At 62.7% G+C, this 19,857-nt stretch carries 15 protein-coding genes and 2 pseudogenes; 6 read left to right on the top strand and 11 right to left on the bottom strand.

Going from position 1 to position 19,857, the window contains the following annotated elements:
* Positions 1–15 precede the first annotated feature (15 nt).
* Entirely contained in the window at positions 16–1,362 is a 1,347-nt protein-coding gene (gene oxlT / locus P0D89_RS39660) for an oxalate/formate MFS antiporter (protein WP_408361810.1), read from the bottom strand.
* A gap of 392 nt (positions 1,363–1,754) precedes the next feature.
* On the opposite strand from oxlT, the gene P0D89_RS39655 reads away from it, so the two are divergent.
* Positions 1,755–2,702 (top strand): LysR family transcriptional regulator, encoded by a 948-nt coding sequence (locus tag P0D89_RS39655; RefSeq protein WP_408361811.1) that lies wholly within the window; start codon positions 1,755–1,757, stop codon positions 2,700–2,702.
* Between the two features lie 96 nt (positions 2,703–2,798).
* Positions 2,799–3,104: an HAD family hydrolase gene (locus P0D89_RS39650; RefSeq protein WP_408361812.1), complete on the top strand. Its 306-nt coding sequence runs from the start codon at positions 2,799–2,801 to the stop codon at positions 3,102–3,104.
* A 77-nt stretch (positions 3,105–3,181) separates the two neighbouring features.
* On the opposite strand, the gene P0D89_RS39645 is transcribed toward P0D89_RS39650, so the two are convergent.
* From P0D89_RS39645 to P0D89_RS39620, 6 genes are all read right to left on the bottom strand, one after another.
* Positions 3,182–4,123, bottom strand: coding sequence for an NAD(P)(+) transhydrogenase (Re/Si-specific) subunit beta (locus tag P0D89_RS39645; protein WP_408361813.1), 942 nt, complete (start codon positions 4,121–4,123; stop codon positions 3,182–3,184).
* Between the two features lie 60 nt (positions 4,124–4,183).
* Positions 4,184–5,008, bottom strand: a complete 825-nt coding sequence (locus P0D89_RS39640; RefSeq protein ID WP_408361814.1) for a fumarylacetoacetate hydrolase family protein — start codon at positions 5,006–5,008, stop codon at positions 4,184–4,186.
* Positions 5,009–5,077: 69 nt separating this feature from the next.
* Positions 5,078–6,325, bottom strand: coding sequence for a formyl-CoA transferase (gene frc, locus P0D89_RS39635; protein ID WP_408361815.1), 1,248 nt, complete (start codon positions 6,323–6,325; stop codon positions 5,078–5,080).
* A 24-nt stretch (positions 6,326–6,349) separates the two neighbouring features.
* Positions 6,350–7,375, bottom strand: a complete 1,026-nt coding sequence (locus P0D89_RS39630) for a thiamine pyrophosphate-dependent enzyme (protein ID WP_408361816.1) — start codon at positions 7,373–7,375, stop codon at positions 6,350–6,352.
* A gap of 423 nt (positions 7,376–7,798) precedes the next feature.
* The gene (locus P0D89_RS39625) at positions 7,799–8,518 is read right to left on the bottom strand and encodes a GntR family transcriptional regulator (protein WP_408378260.1); all 720 of its coding nucleotides are present in this window, start codon (positions 8,516–8,518) and stop codon (positions 7,799–7,801) included.
* The gene (locus P0D89_RS39620) at positions 8,496–8,717 is read right to left on the bottom strand and encodes a hypothetical protein (RefSeq protein WP_408361818.1); all 222 of its coding nucleotides are present in this window, start codon (positions 8,715–8,717) and stop codon (positions 8,496–8,498) included. The genes P0D89_RS39625 and P0D89_RS39620 overlap by 23 nt, the downstream gene beginning before the upstream one ends.
* A 336-nt stretch (positions 8,718–9,053) precedes the next feature.
* Between P0D89_RS39620 and P0D89_RS39615 the strand changes: the two are divergent.
* From P0D89_RS39615 to P0D89_RS39605, 3 genes and pseudogenes are all read left to right on the top strand, one after another.
* A pseudogene (locus P0D89_RS39615) lies at positions 9,054–9,623 on the top strand (MFS transporter); the annotation flags it as partial.
* A gap of 352 nt (positions 9,624–9,975) precedes the next feature.
* A pseudogene (locus tag P0D89_RS39610) lies at positions 9,976–11,378 on the top strand (L-lactate MFS transporter).
* 10 nt (positions 11,379–11,388) lie between these two features.
* Positions 11,389–11,523: an MFS transporter small subunit gene (locus tag P0D89_RS39605; protein WP_408361820.1), complete on the top strand. Its 135-nt coding sequence runs from the start codon at positions 11,389–11,391 to the stop codon at positions 11,521–11,523.
* 157 nt (positions 11,524–11,680) lie between these two features.
* Here P0D89_RS39605 and P0D89_RS39600 read toward each other — a convergent pair whose 3' ends face one another.
* The 4 genes from P0D89_RS39600 to P0D89_RS39585 form a co-directional block, all read right to left on the bottom strand.
* A complete protein-coding gene (locus P0D89_RS39600; protein WP_408378258.1) occupies positions 11,681–14,977 on the bottom strand; it encodes a YadA-like family protein in 3,297 nt (1,098 codons plus the stop codon).
* A 455-nt stretch (positions 14,978–15,432) separates the two neighbouring features.
* Positions 15,433–16,653: a sensor histidine kinase gene (locus P0D89_RS39595; RefSeq protein ID WP_408378270.1), complete on the bottom strand. Its 1,221-nt coding sequence runs from the start codon at positions 16,651–16,653 to the stop codon at positions 15,433–15,435.
* 187 nt (positions 16,654–16,840) lie between these two features.
* Positions 16,841–17,266, bottom strand: coding sequence for a DUF3830 family protein (locus P0D89_RS39590; protein ID WP_408361822.1), 426 nt, complete (start codon positions 17,264–17,266; stop codon positions 16,841–16,843).
* Positions 17,267–17,697: 431 nt separating this feature from the next.
* On the bottom strand, positions 17,698–18,618 hold the full coding sequence (locus P0D89_RS39585; RefSeq protein ID WP_408378267.1) for a helix-turn-helix domain-containing protein: 921 nt from the start codon (positions 18,616–18,618) through the stop codon (positions 17,698–17,700).
* 172 nt (positions 18,619–18,790) lie between these two features.
* On the opposite strand from P0D89_RS39585, the gene P0D89_RS39580 reads away from it, so the two are divergent.
* Positions 18,791–19,792, top strand: coding sequence for a helix-turn-helix transcriptional regulator (locus tag P0D89_RS39580; RefSeq protein ID WP_408378255.1), 1,002 nt, complete (start codon positions 18,791–18,793; stop codon positions 19,790–19,792).
* Positions 19,793–19,857: the final 65 nt, after the last annotated feature.

The raw sequence follows: 19,857 nt of genomic DNA, 5'->3' as shown, positions 1-19,857 counted from the left end.
CGCGAGTCGCTCACGCTATTCCCCGCTCTGCTCGGGCCAGCGGCTCAGGCGTGAAGCACTGCCGTTGTTGCCCGCAACCGCCAGCGCGCCCTGAGGCTCGTTGGCCGATTCGATCCAGCGCGCGCGCATCGGCGCGAGCACGAACTTCGCCGAGATGCCCGCGGCGATCGTGATCACGGCGGAAACGATGAAAACGAGACTCCAGCCACCCGCTGCGGCGAGCACTGATGCGACCGGCACGAGCAAAGCCGCCGTACCTTTCGCGGTGTACAACGTGCCCGCATTCGCCGTTGCATATTTGCTGCCGAACGTATCGGCGCAGATCGCCGGGAAGATCGAGAAGATCTCGCCCCAGAAGAGGAAGATCAGCGCGGCGAACGTCATGAACGCGTACGGATTGCTGCCGAACTGCATCAAGCCGAGCAACGCCAGGCCCTCGCCGATGAAGATCAGGAACATCGTGTTCTCGCGGCCGATCTTGTCGGAGACGAAACCGCACAGAGGACGCGTCAAGCCGTTGAAGATGTTATCGATCGAAAGCGTGACGGTGAGCAGCGGCAAGGTCATGCCGAGGAACGACATCGGAATGCGGGCGAGGCCCCAGTCTCTCGCGATCGGACCGATTTGCGCAGTCGCCATCAGACCGCCCGCCGCGACAGCCACGAACGACACGTAGATCACCCAGAACACGGGTGTCTTGATCATCTGGCGCGATGTAAAGTCGGCCTGCGACACCGCGAATTTGCTCTTGCGGATCGCTTTCTGGCGCAGCGCCGGCCTCACCAGCAGCAGCGCGAGCAACAGAATGCTGACCCCTTGCAGGATGCCGAAGAAGAAGAACGCATGCTCGTACCCCGAGCGCGTAATCATGTTGGCAATCGGAATCACCGTGATCGCCGCGCCCGCGCCGAAGCCGGCGGCCGTCAGGCCTGCGGCGAGACCGCGTCGATCGGGAAACCACTTGAGCGCATTGCCGACACACGTGCCATACACGCCACCCGCGCCAATCCCGCCGATGACCGCCGACGCATACAGGACGCCCAACGTCGTCGCGTACGAATTCATCACCCACGACAAGCCCGCGCATACCGCGCCCACCGCAACCACCGGCCGTGGGCCGAACCGGTCGACCAGCCAGCCCTCGAACGGCACGAGCCACGTTTCGGTCAGGATGAAGATGGTGAAGGCAAGTTGGATGGACGCTTCGCCCCAGTGATGCCTGGCGTTCATCGGACCCACGAACAAAGTCCACGCGTATTGCAGATTGGCCACGAGCGCCATGCACACTATGCCGATAACGAGTTGCCACCAACGACCGCTCCAAAACATGCGAGTCGGGGTTTGTTGGGTGATATTGTCCATGAGCCTTGTCTCCACTATGTATTTAGTGCAGCCGGTCGACGTCCCGAAGGAAGTTTCCTTCGGAGGACACGCCGCGCTGTATGTGTCTCACTTTATGTTTAAGCCCGAAAAGCCTTGCTATTCGGGAAGATTTAATTTTTATTTTTCGGCTTCTTTAAAACACCAGACTCAAAACATCACAATTTCCGGAAGCCGATTATTCCGATCAATTAATGCGTTGACATAAAATCTTGCCGGGCTGTTTCGTCCGCCCCGCTTGGCGCCCAAGCGTAAACCCGAATTCTTTACCGACAATTTCGCTTTCTTATACAGAGCCATGCTAGGGTCATTGCTGAATTACTAATAATTAAAGTTTGTTATTATGTCGATTCACATTTGCTTATATATCGGCCATGACGATGCGCAATGCCACTCTGCGGCAATTGAAGGTCTTCGAAACGGTGGCGCGCCACCTGAGCTTCTCGCGCGCCGCAGAGGAATTGCATCTGACGCAGCCCGCCGTTTCCACCCAGGTCCGACAACTCGAAGAACATGCAGGCCTGCCGCTGTTCGAACAATTGGGCAAAAAGATCTATCTGACGGCGGCCGGCACCGAGATGCTCCACTACAGCCGCGCGATCATTCAGCAGTTCCATGAAGTCGACGAAGCGATGGGTCAGCTCAAGGGCGTCTCCGGCGGCAAGCTGAATGTCGCGGTAATTAGTGCCGGCGATTACTTCTTTCCGCGGCTGCTGGCTGAATTCACGCGCCGATACTCGGGTGTCGTACTCAATCTCGCCGTGCACAATCGCGAAGAGTTGCTGCATCAACTCGCCACCAACCAGACCGACCTCGCGGTCATGGTGCGGCCCCCGCACGAAACCGACGCGACCAACGAGCCGTTCGCGCCGCACCCGTACGTGATCGTCGCGGCGCCCACGCATCCGCTCGCGCACAAGCGCAACATCAAGATGAGTCAATTGGCGAGCGAGGCGTTCATCGTGCGCGAGCGCGGCTCGGACACGTGGAATTCGATGGAAGAAGGCTTTGCCGGCCGTCTCGCCAATCTGAAGATCGCGATGGAAATCAAAAGCACCGAGACGATCAAGCAGGCGGTGATCGCCGGCATGGGCATCGCGTTCCTCTCGGCGCACACCATCAGCCTCGAATTGCAGCTGGGGCACCTGGTCGTGCTCGATGTCGAGAGTTTCCCGGTGATGCTCAACTGGTACGTCGTGCACCGCAAGAACAAACGTCTGCCGCCGGTTGCGGTCGCATTCAAGCGCTTCCTGATGGAGGAAGGCGCGAATCTGATCGAGAAGATCACGCGCGTCAAGGAACTGAGCGTGTATAAGCAGTAGGCTATGAAAATCCAATAAAACTTTAACTATTGTAAATTGATCAGCACTTCTATGCTGCAAGCGAGTTCTCTCACTTGGCTGCCCAGGAGGCCGATCATGAACCACGCTCCGGTTGAATCCCGCACCGCCAGCACGCGCGGCGCCCGTCTTTCCGACGACCACCCCGACGACGCTCATCTGAGCGCGTACAACGCCGCGTTCAGCGACCTCGGCCTGCGCTTTCGCTGGGACCGCGCAACGCTCGACATGCTGAAGGAATTCAGCGGCGAAGTGGCCCGCATCACGGCTTACATCGAGCGGTATCACGGCCATCTTCACCGCGCATACGATGCCGACTTTCTCGCGCAACTGATCTTGCACAAGAAAGACCAGTACTACAGCGAGTTCGCGGCGGCGGACTGAGAACGCCGGCGGGCTGATGGTCGCGTTAGGCCCGTCGCGCTTCACGCTTGGTGTTCGATAAGTGGGCGTATTCATGTTCAGCGGCGCGCGATGAAATGAGTCGGGCGATGCCGGGCGCACATGCGTTGACGCCTGGGCACGCTCGCGCCGTCATACCCGCCGCGGCGATGTCGATATGCCGACGTGCGCAGCGTGCCCGGCGACGTTTCGCGTAGTGTCCACACCTGTTCCTCTCCGCCATGCCATTCGATCTGTGCGATCAGTCCCCGCTTGCCCAGCTGGAGGCCATCGCAACGTGCGGCAAACGCATGCACATATAGCGCGTGGCTCACGTGGCTAGCATCGCCAACTTGGGAATACTCGCGGCTCATCATCACATGCACGCCTAGCGAACATGCCAGCGCGCTCATTGCAAGGAGCGCGGCGAGTCCGAACGGCTGCGCCTGCTCGGTCACGAAGCCGTAACCCAGCCATGCGCACAGCAACATCGCAAATAAATTGACGATGCGGTGACCCGGACGCGTCACTGCATTCAATTGCAGCGCACCGCGCAATTTGCACAACGCAATCGCGCAAGCGGCGAAGATCAGCGCACCAATGAATACTGCGGCATAGAGTTCGATTCGCCCGGCATTCGCGCGCACCGTTGCCGTCGACAGATAGCGCACTATCCCGCCCGACATAACGGCGAGGCCCATGCCGCTGCCAAGCAGCATAACGAGACCTGGCCGCCGCGTCAGATCACGGCCGCGCACGAGCCATGCGCCGAACACGGCGCCTGCCACTGACGCGTCGATCACCGCGTCGCTCGCCCCCATTCCCGCCGCTAGCAATCCCGCAAACACTGCGGCCAACGCGCCCGCGTGCCAATACGGTCGATGAGTCGATCTCCGGTCCAGCACCCGTTGCCCGACCGCGGCAAGCGCAACCGTCAACACAGAGACCAACGCGGCGGCAAGAGCCGCTGCCAGCGCTAAAAACACGCTCATCCACGCGGTACTGTCAGACGTTTGCAGCATGCGTGATCCTCCGTGTTGGGATGCAGGGACGCGGCCCACGGGCCGAATACTTTTCCGCCTTCAGACAACTCCCGCCGCTGCGATTGTCCCGGACTGCGCATCGGTGTCCGTGCGCCCGGCGACACTCAACATATTGCTGAGCGTGCCGATTCCGTCGATCGTGATCGACACTGTCGCGCCATCCTTGATCGATCCGACGCCCACCGACGTTCCGCACGCAATCACATCGCCGGGTTCCAGCGTGAGATCCTGCGAGATCATGCTCACCTGCTCGGCGGGCGAAAACACCATGTCGGCGAGCGGGTAGTTCTGCCGTTCGACGCCGTCGAGCATCGTCACGAGACGCGCTGGCCGCCAGTCGAAACCCGACACGATCGCGGGCCCGATGCAACAGAACGTATCGAATCCTTTCGCGCGACACCACTGTGGAAAGTGCGGATTCTCATTCAGCAGATCGGCGGCGGTCACATCGTTGACGAGCGTGTAGCCGAAGATTGCACCGGCCGCCTCTTCGAGACTCGCATTGCGGCAGCGCCGGCCGATCACGATGCCGAGTTCGCCTTCATAGGCGATCTTGCCCGCGTAGCTGGGCGGTCGGCGGATCGGCTCGCCCGAACCGATCACCGACCCCGCCGGCTTCAGCAGAAAGAGCGGATGCGCGGGCACGGGTTTGTCGAGCTTCGCCGCCAGCGCGTGAAAGTTGTTCCACAGCGCGACGATCTTGCCGGGCGCGCAAGGCGCCAGCGGCGTCAGCGCGCGCGACGACAGCACCGCGCCGGTCGGCACGGGCCGCTCGAGGCATTCGTACTCGTGCAGATAGCCACCTTCGACCCGGCCGAACACGATGCCACCGTCGTTCGACATGAACCGCATCCACGTATCCATACATCGCTCCCTGCGCGCTTTGGCGCGATCTTTCGTTGACAACTGACGTTGACTACCGGTTGCGCGCGACTAGATCGCGCCGGCCGTACGCAACGCGCTGATCTGTTCAGGCGAATAGCCGAGTTCAGCCATCACTTCATCCGTATGCTCGCCGAGCAGCGGCGAGCGTTTGACCTCGGTCGGACTGTCGGACAGTTTGATAGGATTGCCAACTGTCAGATACTTGCCGCGCGTCGGATGATCCACTTCGACAATCGTGCCGGTTTTGCGCAGCGAAGGCTCTGCCGCGATTTCCTTCATCGACAGGATCGGCCCGCACGGAATGTCGTACTTGTTGAGGATCTGCATGGCCTCGAACTTGGTCTTGGTCATCGTCCAGCGCTCGATCTCGGCGAAAATCTCCTTCAGACGCGGCAGGCGCGCAGGGGCCGTCGCGTAGTCGGGGTCCGTGGCCCACTCTTCCTTGCCGATCACGTTGCAGATCTTCGCCCATACCGGCGCCTGCGTGATGAAGTAGATATACGCGTTCGGGTCGGTTTCCCAGCCCTTGCACTTCAGAATCCAGCCCGGTTGACCACCGCCCGATGCATTGCCCGCGCGCGGCACCGCTTCACCGAACGTTCCGTTCGGATATTGCGGATACTCTTTCATCACGCCGGTTCGATCGAGCCGCTGCTGGTCGCGCAGTTTCACGCGGCACAGATTAAGCACGCCGTCCTGCATTGCCGCGAGCACGCGCTGACCGCGACCGGTATGCGTGCGCTGATACAGCGCCGTAACGATGCCGAGCGCCAGATGCAAGCCCGTGCCGCTGTCGCCGATCTGTGCGCCGCTCACCACCGGCGGGCCGTCGTCGAAGCCGGTCGTCGAGGCCGCGCCGCCCGCGCATTGCGCGACGTTCTCGTAGACCTTGCAGTCCTCATAAGGCCCGGGACCGAAGCCCTTCACCGACGCCACGATCATGCGCGGATTCAGTTCCTGAATGCGCTCCCAGGTGAACCCCATGCGATCCAGCGCGCCCGGCGCGAAGTTCTCCACCAGCACATCGCATTTCTGGATCAACGCTTCGAGCACCAGCTTGCCTTCCGGGTTCTTCGTATCGATCGTAACCGAACGCTTGTTGTGATTGAGCATCGTGAAGTACAAGCTGTCCACGTCCGGAATATCGCGCAACTGCTCGCGCGTGATGTCGCCTGCGCCGGCCCGCTCCACCTTGATCACATCCGCGCCGAACCATGCCAGCAATTGCGTGCAGGTCGGTCCCGATTGCACGTGCGTGAAATCCAGAATGCGCACACCGTCGAGTGCTTTGCTCATGTCGTGTCTCCTGAAGACTGCGATTTACTTGTACATGGTCTGATTCTTTGTGCCGGGCGCGTACTCGCGCGGGTCGGCCCAGATGTTGACCACCGCCGAGCGGCCGGTGCGATGAATCGCTTCGCGAGCGCGCCGCAACGCGCCGGCAATCTGCGCTGGATCGCGCACTTCCTCGCCGTGGCCGCCGAGCATTTCAGCGAACTTGCTGAACGGCACATCGCTCAGCAGATTGCCCACGTTGCCACGCTCTTCGCCGTATTTGGCGAGCTGGCCGTAGCGGATCTGATTCATCGCCGAGTTGTTGCCGATTGCCGCGAGATACGGCGCGCCGAAGCGGTTGGCAGTTTCCATGTCGAACGCGGTCATGCCGAACGAGCCGTCGCCGTAGTAGCACAGCACTTCCTTGCGCGGATGCGCGAGCTTGGCCGCGAGCGCGAAGCCAGTGCCCACGCCAAGCGAGCCGAGCGCGCCCGGGTCCATCCATTGCCCCGGACGGCGCGGGCGAACCGCTTGCGCGGAAATCGTCACGACGTCGCCGCCGTCGCCGCCGTCGCCGATGTAGACGGTGTCGTCGGAGAGGAATTCGTTGAGCTCGTAAGCGACGCGATACGGATGAATCGGCGAGCTATTCGATTTGAAGAGCGGCATGAGTTTTTCGGTCGCGGTCGCTTCGACGTCCTGCAACTGCGCCATCCACTTGCGGCGCGCCTGGCGCTTGCCCGTCACCGCGTTCGTGCAGCCGGGGCCGGCGGTCGTGACCACGCAGCCGAGCTTGCCGGTCTGACGCGCGTAGCCGTCGGACGCGTGGGCGGCGACCTGCTCGTGGCGCACGTCGATGATGCGAATCCCTTCGTCGACGCAGCCGTCGTTGATGTCGATGATGTGACCGCCGCACAGCGTGAAGATCGTGTCGACCCCTTCGTGTTTCAGCGCCTTCGCAACCAGATGGCCGCCCGAGATCACGCCGGCATCGCGGGTCTTCTGCTTGAGCGTGTCATCGGCTGTCGTGCTGCCCGGGTGCGGGCTCAGGGATGAAACCCCTGCGGACATGGTTGTCTCCTGTCACTCGGTTGTGCAACGGTTATCGACGGACGCATCCGGTTCTACTTGCGCCCGTTGTCACCGATGTCTTGCTGGCCGCGGTACATACCGTATGTGATATATCATGTTCAGGCAAGACTAATTTGAAGGACGTTCGCTGCGGGGTTGCCTAGCTCTATTGCTGACCAGTCTTGGCTTCACGGCGCAAAATCCAATGGCTTTTGAGGCTCCGCCAAGGGAAAATACCGATCCGCGGTGAGTCCGGCTCGCTGTTGATATATCACATACCATATTTTTAAGGCCGTCAAGCGAGGTTTACCCCCTCGGCCGTGAACAGGCCTGCGAGCGGCGTGCAAATAGAAAGGCCCGCGGTGTTTTCACACCGCGGGCCTTTCTCCAGTCCGCCACGTCAGTCAGACACTTACGTAGCCGTCAGTCCAGAAAATCGCTATTCGCCTCGACGAACGCCGCGAGGTCCAGCGAATGCTGACGCACCAGCCGCTCCGCCAGTTCGGTATCGCGCTGCTCCAGCGCCTCGATGATCCGCAGATGATCGACGATCGAACGCGACGCGCGGTCGCTCTGCGAAATGGTCATGCGCCGGATTGCCCGCACGTGGATGAAGATGTTCTTGATCGTGTCGAGAATGATCTGCGATTTCGACAACTCCACGATCGCCTGATGAAACGCGATGTTCGCGTCCGAATACTCGGCGATGTGCTCAGCCGGCGTCGCGTCGCGGAAATTGTCGAACATGTGCCGCAGGCGGGCGATTTCCTCGTCGCTGGCGTGCAGCGTGGCGAGGCGCGCCGCCATGCTTTCGAGCGCGGCCCACATCTGGATCATTTCGACGATTTCTCGCTTGCTCTTGCGCACGATATAGATGCCGCGCCGCGGCACCATGCGCAGAAAGCCTTCCTGTTCGAGGAGGGTCATCGCCTCGCGCACCGGCGTGCGGCTCACGCCAAGCGATTCGCTCAGCACGCGCTCGTCGAGACGGATTTCTTCGCGATTCCGGTATATATCCGCGTCGGCAATCGCCTGACGCAGCATTGCATACGCCTGATTGCGCAAGCTCACGCTCGCGCCGATCGGCTGCAACGACAAGGTGAGCGGAGTGGCCACCGATTCAGTTTGAAGTTCTGACGACATTCATCGCCTCTGCTCGAACATGCGTGCGATACGGCGCGGGCGCCGCTGCGCCGAGTTGCTCGCCCAAGCCGATGAAGCGGCCGTGTTGCGATGCAAGCTGCGCGACCCGCTGCGGAATCCACTCTGTCAACAAGACGGTGGCGGCAGCACCCAAACCCACAACAGCAATAGCGAACATCATGAGAGACACAAATTCCACTTTTAACTCCGAACGATTGAGTGAACGAATGACTCAGTCATATGCTGCAATGCGGCATTTATCAATATTCCGTATGTAGTATATCAGTAAATGTTGTTTTCTGGAAACGTGTATTTGTCACCGCATGTGCCACGGTAGCACGCGGCGGCCAGCGCCGCTTCGCTGGTTCGGCCGCTTCGGTCCACACTGCACGGCTCGGTGTAGACGCAAAAACCGCGCGCTATGCGCGCCGCCGCGTTCGATGATCGCGCAGAATCGCCACCCCGCGGATTGCGAGATCCGCTGCGCATCATTAACCTTCCGGACGCCCTGCCACGGATCGGCTACGGCCTCAGTGCAGTGCTGGTGCTAATCGCGCTGCGCCCCGCTGAGTTGTTCACGATGTATATCGTGACGGCGTTCGCGCTGAACTACTCGACGGCGAACCTGCACATGCCGCGCGAATTTTTTCTGACGATCGGCCTCCTGGTCGGCGCGCTGAGTTGCGTGACGATTCCGTGCTTTGCGTTGCTGGCGGACCGCTTCGGCCGTCGCCGCGTGTACGTTATCGGCGCGCTGGTCGGCATGTCGAGCGCGGTGCCGTTCCTCCTCGCACTCGAAGCGCGCTCGATGGTGTGGATCGTGGTGTTCGCCGTGATGCTCGCGAACCTCGCACACGACATGGTGGTGAGCGTGCAGCAACCGATGTTCACCGAACTGTTCGGCACCGAGTATTGCTATAGCGGCGCGGGCGCGGGCTATCAGGTAGCGAGCGTGGTCGGCGGCGGCTTCACGCCGTTCATCGCCGCGGCGCTGGTCAGCTTTGCCGGTGGCTCATGGCATCCGGTGGCCGCGTATCTGGCGATCAGCTGCCTGATCTCCGTTCTCGTCGCGGCGAAAATGAAGACCGGGCGCGGTGTCGCCTGATACCCGCGAACCAATTACTGCTCAAACGGGCCGGCGTGGCGCAGATGCTACGGCCGGCCCGTTTTGTCTTTGCGCCTCGGGTTCGTTCGAGCGGTCGCGCGGCCTGCCGAGCCGGGCGGGATCATTGGAGCATTTCGTCAGGACAATGCCTTATGTTCTGGAGCTTCATATTGCAAATGCGAAGTTCGCGCCCTATCGTTCGTCCAGGCAAAATTCCGCGTGAATTTGCCCTGTCACATGAAAACAAAATACATATAGACAAGACTCGCCAGCCCGCAAGCTTTACGCTGCGGCGCCTCAAGCATTGTCTATGGAACGCCGATAACAAAGAATTCCTCAAAGGAGACCGACCATGAATAGCATCACCGAGCCGGGCGGGCAGCCAGGCTCCGTCCCATTCTTTTCGAAGCAGGCCACCGTTGCGAAGCCGGATTTTTCGCGCTGGATGGTCCCGCCCGCAGCCCTTGCCGTCCATCTGTGTATCGGCCAGGCGTATGCTTTTTCCGTGTTCAACGGCCCGCTGACCAAAGTGGTGGGCATCACGCAATCCGCCGCCGATGACTGGTCGCTGACCGCGCTCGGCTGGATCTTTTCGCTAGCGATCGTGTTCCTCGGTTTGTCGGCCGCGTTGCGGGCAAATGGCTCGAACACGTCGGCCCGCGCCGCACGATGTTTACTGCCGCATGCTGCTTCGGCGGCGGCTTCCTGGTCTCGGCGCTCGGCGTGCACCTGCATCAGATCGCGCTGCTCTATCTCGGCTACGGCGTGATCGGCGGGATCGGGCTCGGACTGGGGTATGTGTCGCCGGTGTCGACGCTGATCCGCTGGTTTCCGGACCGCCGTGGCATGGCGACCGGCATGGCGATCATGGGCTTCGGCGGCGGCGCGATGATCGCCGCGCCGTTGTCGGTGGCGCTGATGAACCACTTCCGCAGCGCGACCAGCGTCGGCGTGGCCGAGACCTTCGTTGTGCTCGGCATCGCCTACTTCATCTCGATGTCGATCGGCGCGCTCGCAATCCGCGTGCCGGCCGCCGACTGGAAGCCGGCCGGCTGGACGCCGCCCGCGACCACCCAGAAGAAGATGATTTCGCGTAACCACGTGCATATCGATCAGGCGTTGAAGACGCCGCAGTTCTATCTGATCTGGCTGGTTCTGTTTCTCAACGTGACGGCCGGCATCGGCATTCTCGGCCAGGCGTCGGTGATGATTCAGGAGAGCTTCAAGAACACGGTGACGGCGGCGGCGGCGGCCGGTTTCGTTGGTTTGCTGTCGTTGTTCAACATGGGCGGCCGTTTCGTGTGGGCGTCGGCATCGGACTGGATCGGCCGCAAGAACACCTACTCGGTGTTCTTCGTGCTCGGCGCGGTGCTGTACTACCTGGTGCCGAGTTTCGCGACGTCCGGCCAGATCGCGCTGTTCGTGCTCGCCTATTGCCTGATTCTGTCGATGTACGGCGGCGGCTTCGCCACCGTGCCGGCCTATCTCGCGGACATGTTCGGCACGGCATTCGTCGGCGGCATTCATGGCCGCCTGCTGACGGCGTGGGCCGCCGCCGGCGTCGCCGGGCCGGTGCTGGTGAACTACATTCGCGCGTATGAAGTCGCGAATGGCGTCGCCAAAGCGGATGCCTACACGATGACTGTTCACATCATGGCCGTGCTTCTGGTGATCGGCTTTGTCTGCAACCTGCTGATCAAGCGTGTGGACGACAAGCACCACATGACCGATGCACAACTCGCCAAGGGCGCCTAAGGAGATACGCATGTCGACCGCTCACATTCAAACCGCGCCTCAGACCAGCAAGGCGAAGCTCGCCATCTTCTGGCTGTACGTGACGCTTCCGCTGGCATGGGGCGTGATCAATACGATCTCGCAAGCGATGAAGCTGTTCAAGTAAATGCTGGTTTTGCACCCCGCGCGTTCAGACGACGGGGTGCTGGCGGCGCGGGGGCGCGTACGCTACGCGCCGCCGCCCATGCCTTCATGCCCTCCCTGGTTACACCCGCGTTACGCCCTCTTTGCGCCGCTCACGCGCATCGCACTTCCCCCCTTCGCTACCACTGATACGCCGCGCCGGCGCCGACCGTCGTCGTGGCCGAGCTGATGCCCGCGCCGACTTTCACCTTCAAATTCTGCGTGACGCGCGCGGACAAGGCGACTGCCACCGCCTGATAGCCCTTGTACCCCGCGGTCGCGACACCGAGCGCGAGGTTCTTCGTCGCATCGACCTCCGGGACCATGGTTAGCGCGATGGCGGACGCGGTGCCCGAATAAGCGTTGCGCGCGATCTCGCTGAGGCCGCCCTGGAACTGCTGCATGTTCACGGCGTCGGTGGGTGCCTGGCCGGCGGCGACATGGGTGACGCGCCGCTCGTTGCCCGCCGAGCCCACCGACGCGGTGCCGGTCTCGTCGGCCACCGAGCCTTCGCCGAGCGCCACCGAATTCGGCGCCGACGCTTTGGCGCCGCCGCCGATCGCGACGGAACCGTTGCCGATCGCCTGCGCCGCATCGCCGGCGCTCTTGACCGACACATACGCGTCGCCGGTGGTTTGAATGTTGTTGATGGTCTGGCCGAGGCTGCTGATCTGCTGGTTGGTGCTATAGAGTTGCGCGCCGGTCACGGCATCGGTGCTGGTGGCCGATAGTTCGCCATCCTTCAGATTGGTCAGCTGGACCTTCGGTGCATTCGCCGCCGTGCCGCCGAGCGTGATCCTGTCATGGGCCGAGGTGTCGTACTGCACCGCATTCGCGACCGCACCGTTGAGGTTGCCGATAGTGGTTTGCAAACCCGCTATATCGGTGGTGTTTTGCGTGACACGGCCATCCAGATTGGTGAGCGCGCCGCCGACGTTGTTCACGACCGTGCCGCCCACGTTATAAGACGGCGCCGTCACCGTGCCATCCGGGTTGACGGTCGCACCGCCGCCGAGCGCCACCGCCGTGCTCGCCGCTTGCGCATACAACTGGGAGCCGTTGACCGCGTCGTTACTGGTCGGACTGACCGCGCCCTGCGCCACGCCGGTCACGACACGATTGCCCGCCGTGCCGGCCATGTTGACCAGCAAGCCGTCCGTGGTCGCGCCGACGTTGATCGCGCGCGACGCCGGATCTTGCGTGACCACGCCGATGCCGCCGATCGCCATGTTCTGCTGCAGCGTGCTGAGGCCGTTGTCGAGCGAGCCGAGCGCGTCGCCGACCGTGGCTTGCGTGCCGCCTTGCACGTGATACGTGGGCGCGGTCACCGAGCCGTCCGCGTTGATCTGCGCACCGCCGCCCAGTGCGGCCACCATCGGTTTGAGCTGGCCGAGACTGACCGCGGACGCGTCTGTCGTGCCCGCGGCGATCCCGGTCAGTTCGCGCGCACCGGTGGTGCCGGTGAAATCGACGCGCGCGCCATCCGTGTCTTTGGCAACGGTGAGATCGCGCGACGTCGGATCCTGCTGGACGAGGCCGATCTCGCCGTTCGTGATCTGGTTCGTGATGTTGGTCACGTCCCCTTCCACGATCGAAGTGCGCGAGTCGAGGTTGGTGATTGCCGAGGTGTTGTCGGTGACGCGCTGGTCGAGATTCGTGATGCTGCTGGTGTTCTGCGCGACCGCCTGATTGGTGCTGAACAGCTGCGCGCCGTTGACCGCGTCGGAACTGTCGGCGGCGAGAATGGCGTCGCGCACGTTGGTGATCTGGACCGGCACCGCCGCGTTGCCCAACGAGACTTTGTCATGCGCTGCCGAGTCGTACTGGAGCGCATCGGTGCCGGCCTCAGTACTGGTCGTGACGACTGCCGCGAGAGCCGCGCCCACGTCGGTATAGGTGGCGCCGCCGATGCTGTAGACAGGCTTCTGCAACGTGCCATCCGGATTGATCGCGGCGCCGCCGCCGAGCGACTCGACGACCGGACTGAGTTGCCCCAGATTGACCGCCGAGCCCGCCGCCGTGCCTGCCGCGACGCCGAGCAGCTCACGCGGCCCCGCAGTACCGGTGAAGTCGACATGCGTGCCGTCAGTGCTGTTCGCGACTCGCAGATCGCGCCAGACCGGGTCTTGCTGAACGAGACCCAGCGTGCCGTTGGTGATTTGGCTGATGTTCTTCGTGATGTCGGTAATCGACGACGAATTTTGCGTAACCGCCTGATCGACGGCGTACAGCTGCGAGCCGGTCACAGCCTCGGAACTGTCGGCGCTCACTGTGCCTTCGGCGATGTTACGGAGCTTGACGGGCGTGCCCGGGTTGCCGAGCGTCGCGACGTCGTGCTGCGCGCTGTCGTAGCGCAACGCGTCGGCGCTCGCGCCCACGCCGTCCGACGCGGCCGCGGCCAGCGCCGCGCCGACGTCGTTGTAAGTGGTGCCGCCGATGGTATAGGACGGCGCGACCACCGCGCCGTTCGAGTCGATCGACGCGCCGCCGCCGAGCGCGGCGGCCACCCCGGCGAGCTGGCCCACGTTGGCCGCGTCGGTGGCTTGCGTGCCGGCGCCCACATACGCGATCTGCCGGCTCTGCGTGCTGTTGCCCAAGGACACCACATTCGCGCGATCCGCGATCGAGCCGCCGCCTAACGCCACCGAACCCGCGGCGGTGACCGTAGCGCTCGGACCCAGCGCTAACGCGTTCGTCGCAGTCTGACGGACGAACGAGTCGTAGCCGATGGCCACGCCGCCGACCGCCGTTGCGCTGGCAAAGGCGCCGATCGACGTGGTAGTGAGTCCGCTGGAACGCGAGTTGTACCCGACCGCGACCGAGTTGTCCGACAGTGCGCCGACCGACGCTCCTGCGCCAACGACGGTGCCGTTGACGGATGCCGCGGCCGCACCGGAACCGACCGCGGTCGAGCCGTCGCTGCCCGCCGCCGCGCCGCCGCCAACCGCCAGCGCATTGATGCCTGTGGCCGCGGCGGTGGGGCCGATCGCCATTGCATTCAGCGCGTCCGACGCGCTGGTGCTGGTACCTTGCACGACGTTGGGGCTGACGGCGATGTAGTCGGTCACCGGCGGGGTACCGGCAGCCGCGAGCATCATGACCGGCTGCGAGGCGTCACCTTGCGGCGTACCTGAGAACACGCTGGCGTTATCGACGGCGGCGTTCCTCGACGCATCATCGGCGCCGGGAATCGGCGTGCTTGCCGTTTGCGCAGTCAGCACCTGCACGACGTCGAGGCAGTTCTGCGCCTGGGACGTGCAATCGTCGGCACGGGCTGCCTGCGAAAACGCCAATGCACTCAACAGACCGGCACTGGCGGCGAGCAGCGCCCGGCACGCCGACGCGCCTGTCGCACCACGGCGCCCGACCAGTTCGGATGCGGCGGCATAGGTCCGGGTCGTGGTGTTCCATACGGTTTTATATGTCTTGTTCAACATCCCTCCCAATTTTTCGAAACACACTCGCCAAGTTTTTTCCTATGGTTTCCTAAATATTTAGCACGAGCAGGCTAAAACTTAGGAGCACAACGCGCTTCCACTTGGCCGACAAAAGCGAAGTGGACAGTGTGTTCAACGGGATCAAGAAGAGAAATACGACTACTCCTAAAAAAGCTATAAACGAGCTTTAATAGGCTAAACGACATACTGCGTTTCGGGCGCTACGGCGATGTCGCGAGAATTGGCTTATGCCAACCCTTATTTCATAGGCCGTTTTAAGCTCTTTTCAGATTTATAGAGCGCGAAAGCGCAGACCGCATACCAAGCCCACGAGCCGCAAAAAGGTGTGACAGTGAGAACAAAGCGAACCAGACCAGCTCACGCGAGACACAAGACATGAGACATGAGACGCCCGCCGGTTTAACACGCCGCCTCGCGGCGTCGACGCGCCCGGCTTACGAGCCCGCCGCCGCGAGGCGCATCGGAAACGTAATCTCGAACACCGTCCCCTCGCCTTCCTGCGAATCGAAACGGATTTCGCCTTCGAGTACCCGGCACAGTTCCTTGACGATCGCGAGCCCGAGGCCCGCGCCGGGAATATCTTCGTGCGTGGCGCGCTCGAACTCCTTGAATACGCGCTCACGATCGGACTCGCCGATACCGACGCCCGTATCCGACACACGTAATCGCCAGCAATCGTTCTCCAGCACGGTCATCGCCAGTTCGATCCGGCCCGCTCGCGTGTATTTGGCTGCGTTGGTCAGCAGGTTGAGCGCCACCTGCTTGAGCTTCAGCCGGTTGGACACAACCTCGTCGAGCGCGCTGTCGAACGCCGTCTGAAGGCGCAGCCCTTTCGCTTCGATCGCGGCCTCGCACGAGATCACCAGTTCGTCGAACAGTTCGCGCAGCGCGACACGCTCCAGCGCGAGCGGACTGCTGTCGCCGAGTACGACCGAGTATTCGACCAGTTCGTCGACCAGCGTCTTCATATCGGCGGCCTGGCGCCTCGCCAGCCCGAGCGCCGTCTCGACCTTGGACGGCGCGCGGCTGATCAGTTGCAGCGCCATCGAAAACACATTGAGGAAGTTGCGCAGATCGTGCACGACGCTGCGCGTGATCTGCATCCGCGATTCGTATAGTTCGGCCACCAGCCGTTGCTTGAGCGTCAGTTCATGATTGGCGCGTTCGAGCCGTCCGGTGTAATCGTCGATCTTGCGGTCGCGTTCGGTGACGACCTCGCGGATCGACGTGAGCGTGACGAACCCGACGGCTTCGTCGATGAAATGCCGCGCCCGCTCCTCGTGGCGCCGCGTGAAATACGGCCGTGCTTCGCTGAATTCGACGATCGCGCCGCTCAGCATCTGGCGAAACAAATCGAGTTCGCGCACCAGTTCGTCGATCCGGTAACCCTGCTTCCAGCGCAATTTGCCGTGCAGCCGCGCGTCGCGCTCCATCGCGCTCTCCACGGAGTCGAGGTCCTGCTGCTCCAGCGCGCCGCAAATCTCGTCGAGGATGTTCGGGATGTGATCGGCCAGTTGCTCGTAAGTCAGCCGGTCGGATTCGGTCAGTTCTGCGTCGTGGAAGACGGCCTTCATCCAGCGCTCGGTCAAATCGACCTGCTGTGAACGCAACTGTGCGGCGAAGGCGCTCAGCGAAGATACGTGCGAGTCCGTCATGTAGGAGACCTGACGCCGCAGCGCGGCGAAAAGAGTGTGCCGCTCCATGCGCAACGCGAGCGCATCGCTGCAAACCGCGCTGGGAGGCAGATCGCGGGCGCTTTACACGCCGCGCCTGCGCCTCCAGTATGCGCGATTTGCTGGCCGAAAATTAACCGGGGTTCAGGATGCGCGCGGGGCGCGGCGCTCAGAGCTTCTCGAACAGCACGTCCTGCGCGCCTTCCCACAGCACCTTGGTGCCGAGCTCGCGCAGCTTGTCGCGGCCTTCGACAATGGTCAGGAAATGGTTGCCCGCCAGTTGCCCCATCTTGCTCGCGAAACAGCAGGAGCCGTACGCAAGAATGATCTCGGTCTCGCTGTAGCCGCCCGGGTAGAACAGAATGTCGCCGACCGACGGGTGACTCGTGTGATTCTCGAAGCCGACCGCCACGCCGTCGTTCTCCAGTTTGAAGTCGCCAAGCGGCACCCAGCAGCCTTCGCCGCTCCAGCGCACGTGGATGATCTTCTGGCGGTACGGTAAAAGCTTCAGGAACGCGGCCACCGTGTGGGGCGCGTCGGGATGGGTTTCGGCAGTGAAGACGTGGCCGCAGGAGGTGATTCGAAGTCGGGTCATCGCAAATATCCAGTGTGACGGGTGAATGGAAAGGTCGGTCAGACGCGGGCTGGGCCAAGGCCGTGCGGGCATTATTCTGTCGTCCGGCGCAAGGCTTCGACAGATACAGTTGCTTCCGATGCGCTCAGGCCAGTTGGACCGGAGGTCGCCGCCAACCATGAAAGCGCCGCAAACGCCCGCTCGCTATAGCCATGCCAGGTCGTGCCGGATAGTCGCCACGAAAGTTCGTAGTTTGCAAGCCGCGCAATGCGCAGCACACTGCGCAAAGTGCGTGATTCCCATCAGAAGGCGGCACGGCGGCGCGGCAACGCCGCCGGACGATGAAAGCGGCAAAAAACGGCGAGCACGGCAAACGCGGCATGCATCCGGCCACTACCGCCACGGTGATCGCCAACGGCGGCCTCAACAGCACTTGCACGATCCGCCGCGCCTTAGCCGTGCAGCCGGTAAGCGAGCGGCGTCACGCAATAGCTACGCTTGAACTGCACGGAGAAATGACTGGCACTTTCGAAACCAACCGCAATCGCAATCTGCAGCACGGTCTGATCGGTGGCGCGCAGGAGCCTCGCCGCTTCCTCCAGCCGCAAGCGCGTGACGAACTGATGCGGCGTCTCGCCAGTCTCGCGGCGAAACACCCGCGCAAAATGAAAACTGCTTAATCCGGCGTGCCCGGCCAGTTCGTCGATCGTCAGATCGGCGGCAAGGTTGGCGCGGATATAGTCGGTCACGCGGCGAATGCGGCGCGGCACGAGCCATTCGGGCGGCGCGAGCAGCCGGCCGGACGCCTCGCGCCCGCGCGAATAATGTTGCAGCAGATGCGCGGCGAGCGCGTGCACCAGCGCATCGACGTACAAGCGCGAATCGACGGGATCGCCGGCCGCGCGATGCAACGCGCCGAGCATCGCGGCGATCAGCGGATCGTGAAACTGCATCGCGTCGCCAAGCGACAGTTCGTGCGAGCCGCCGAGTTCCATCTGCGCGGCGACGCTGTCGATCAGGCTGCGCTCGAGGTGCAAATGTACGGTCGACAACGGCTCGTCGCTGATCGAATGCCAGCGCCACGAGATCGGCGCGGGCGGCACGAACCATACGTCGCCCACGCGCAGATCGGCGCTTTCCCAGCGCCCGTGCAGATTGCGTTCGAGGTGCTCGGCGCCGCTCGCGAGCGTCATCAGCGTCAGGTCCTGCAAGCCGAGCGCCTCCAGCAGTTCCTGCTCGGCCGGTTCGAGATACGAGCGCAACACGAGGTGCCGCCACGCACGGTCCACGCTCGACACGAGTCTCTGGCCCGCCATGTAGCGGTCGTAGGCGAGCGTCGTTGTCAGCTTCGGAATTCGTGCCATCACGTCCATTCCCAGGAGGTGCGTATGCAAGGAGAAACCCCGCCATACCCGCGCTGCCGGTTCGCGGTCAGCGCAAGATCACGAAAATGATAGCAAGGAACCGGCTACCGTAATTTTTGGAAATAGCTAATCATTCAGGTTGTCGTCTTTCACGCGTTTCGAACGCCGGAGCTACCGTTTCATGGAACACGAATGCGATACGCTGCCGCATTGGCTGACCGGCTCGCCGCAAGGCGAAGCCGGGCACGCGTCGGCAGCATGCAACCCCGCGGGGTCCGCACAACCGGCCTACCCGGCCGGCACGCGGCAACCCGTGAAATCGGCCCACGCGGCCGAAGCATCGAGAGCATCGACCCGCACCACAACCGGTGCCGCGCCCACTGGATTTCTCACCCTCTTCACCGAGGAAGAGATCGGCACGCCGTCGCCCGCCGCGCGGCGGGCCGCGCCGGTCATCAGTCCGCTGGGGCGTTTCGGCAGCGCGCAGGACCGCATCGAATTCGTGCGGCGGCGCATCAGGCAGCTTGGCTTCGACTCGTTCAGCTACTCGGCCACGCGCACGTCCTCGCATCACAAGACGATGTTCGTGCTGAGCAGCTACGAGTCGCAGAGCTGGCTCACGCGCTATTTCCGCGAGCGCTATTTCGAGCTGGATCCGCGCGTCGCGCTGGCGTCGCCGACCGGCATGCCGTTGCTGTGGAACACCGCCGACATGCGCGCCGACCTGCCGCGCGCGCAAATGCGCAGCGAACGGCTGGGCGGGCTGATCGACATGCTGGAGGCGACCGGCCGCAAAAGCGGGATTCTCACGCGGATGCCGCTGCCCGAGCCGGAGCTGAGCGCGAGCCTGTGCTTCAACTCGGAGATCGGCAACCCGCGCTGGATGACCGAATCGATCGTCGCCGAAACGCTGATGTTCGCGCACACGATTCACGAGTTCATCTGGACGCACGCGAAAAGCGTGATCGGCATCGCGCCCGCGCAGCAGCAGCGCGTCGCGTTGAGCGAGTTGCAGCACGCGGTGCTGAAGGCGGTCGTGCAGGGTCAGCGGGACAAGGAAATCGCGTACTTCCTCGGGCTGTCGCCGCATAACGTCGACTATCACCTGCGCCGCTTGCGGCAGTTGTTCAACGTGCGCAATCGCGTGCAATTGATCAACGTCGCGCACGCGTATGTGTCGTAGTTGAAGAACGACGACGTGACGGCGAACGCCGTCACGTCGTTCACGCCTGCGGCACAGGCATAGAG

It is taken from the genome of Paraburkholderia sp. RL18-085-BIA-A, assembly GCF_046027075.1.
GTDB lineage: Bacteria > Pseudomonadota > Gammaproteobacteria > Burkholderiales > Burkholderiaceae > Paraburkholderia.
The sequence above is the reverse complement of the archived record's forward strand: the minus strand, read 5'-3'. Positions and strand labels throughout refer to the sequence as shown.

Bases quoted from the DNA above. Each gene is read 5' to 3' on its own strand.
- oxlT (WP_408361810.1), bottom strand. From the start codon at position 1,362: ATGGACAATATCACCCAACAAACCCCGACTCGCATGTTTTGGAGCGGT.
- P0D89_RS39655 (WP_408361811.1), top strand. From the start codon at position 1,755: ATGACGATGCGCAATGCCACTCTGCGGCAATTGAAGGTCTTCGAAACG.
- P0D89_RS39650 (WP_408361812.1), top strand. From the start codon at position 2,799: ATGAACCACGCTCCGGTTGAATCCCGCACCGCCAGCACGCGCGGCGCC.
- P0D89_RS39645 (WP_408361813.1), bottom strand. From the start codon at position 4,123: ATGCTGCAAACGTCTGACAGTACCGCGTGGATGAGCGTGTTTTTAGCG.
- P0D89_RS39640 (WP_408361814.1), bottom strand. From the start codon at position 5,008: ATGGATACGTGGATGCGGTTCATGTCGAACGACGGTGGCATCGTGTTC.
- frc (WP_408361815.1), bottom strand. From the start codon at position 6,325: ATGAGCAAAGCACTCGACGGTGTGCGCATTCTGGATTTCACGCACGTG.
- P0D89_RS39630 (WP_408361816.1), bottom strand. From the start codon at position 7,375: ATGTCCGCAGGGGTTTCATCCCTGAGCCCGCACCCGGGCAGCACGACA.
- P0D89_RS39625 (WP_408378260.1), bottom strand. From the start codon at position 8,518: ATGTCGTCAGAACTTCAAACTGAATCGGTGGCCACTCCGCTCACCTTG.
- P0D89_RS39605 (WP_408361820.1), top strand. From the start codon at position 11,389: ATGTCGACCGCTCACATTCAAACCGCGCCTCAGACCAGCAAGGCGAAG.
- P0D89_RS39600 (WP_408378258.1), bottom strand. From the start codon at position 14,977: ATGTTGAACAAGACATATAAAACCGTATGGAACACCACGACCCGGACC.
- P0D89_RS39595 (WP_408378270.1), bottom strand. From the start codon at position 16,653: ATGACGGACTCGCACGTATCTTCGCTGAGCGCCTTCGCCGCACAGTTG.
- P0D89_RS39590 (WP_408361822.1), bottom strand. From the start codon at position 17,266: ATGACCCGACTTCGAATCACCTCCTGCGGCCACGTCTTCACTGCCGAA.
- P0D89_RS39585 (WP_408378267.1), bottom strand. From the start codon at position 18,618: ATGGACGTGATGGCACGAATTCCGAAGCTGACAACGACGCTCGCCTAC.
- P0D89_RS39580 (WP_408378255.1), top strand. From the start codon at position 18,791: ATGGAACACGAATGCGATACGCTGCCGCATTGGCTGACCGGCTCGCCG.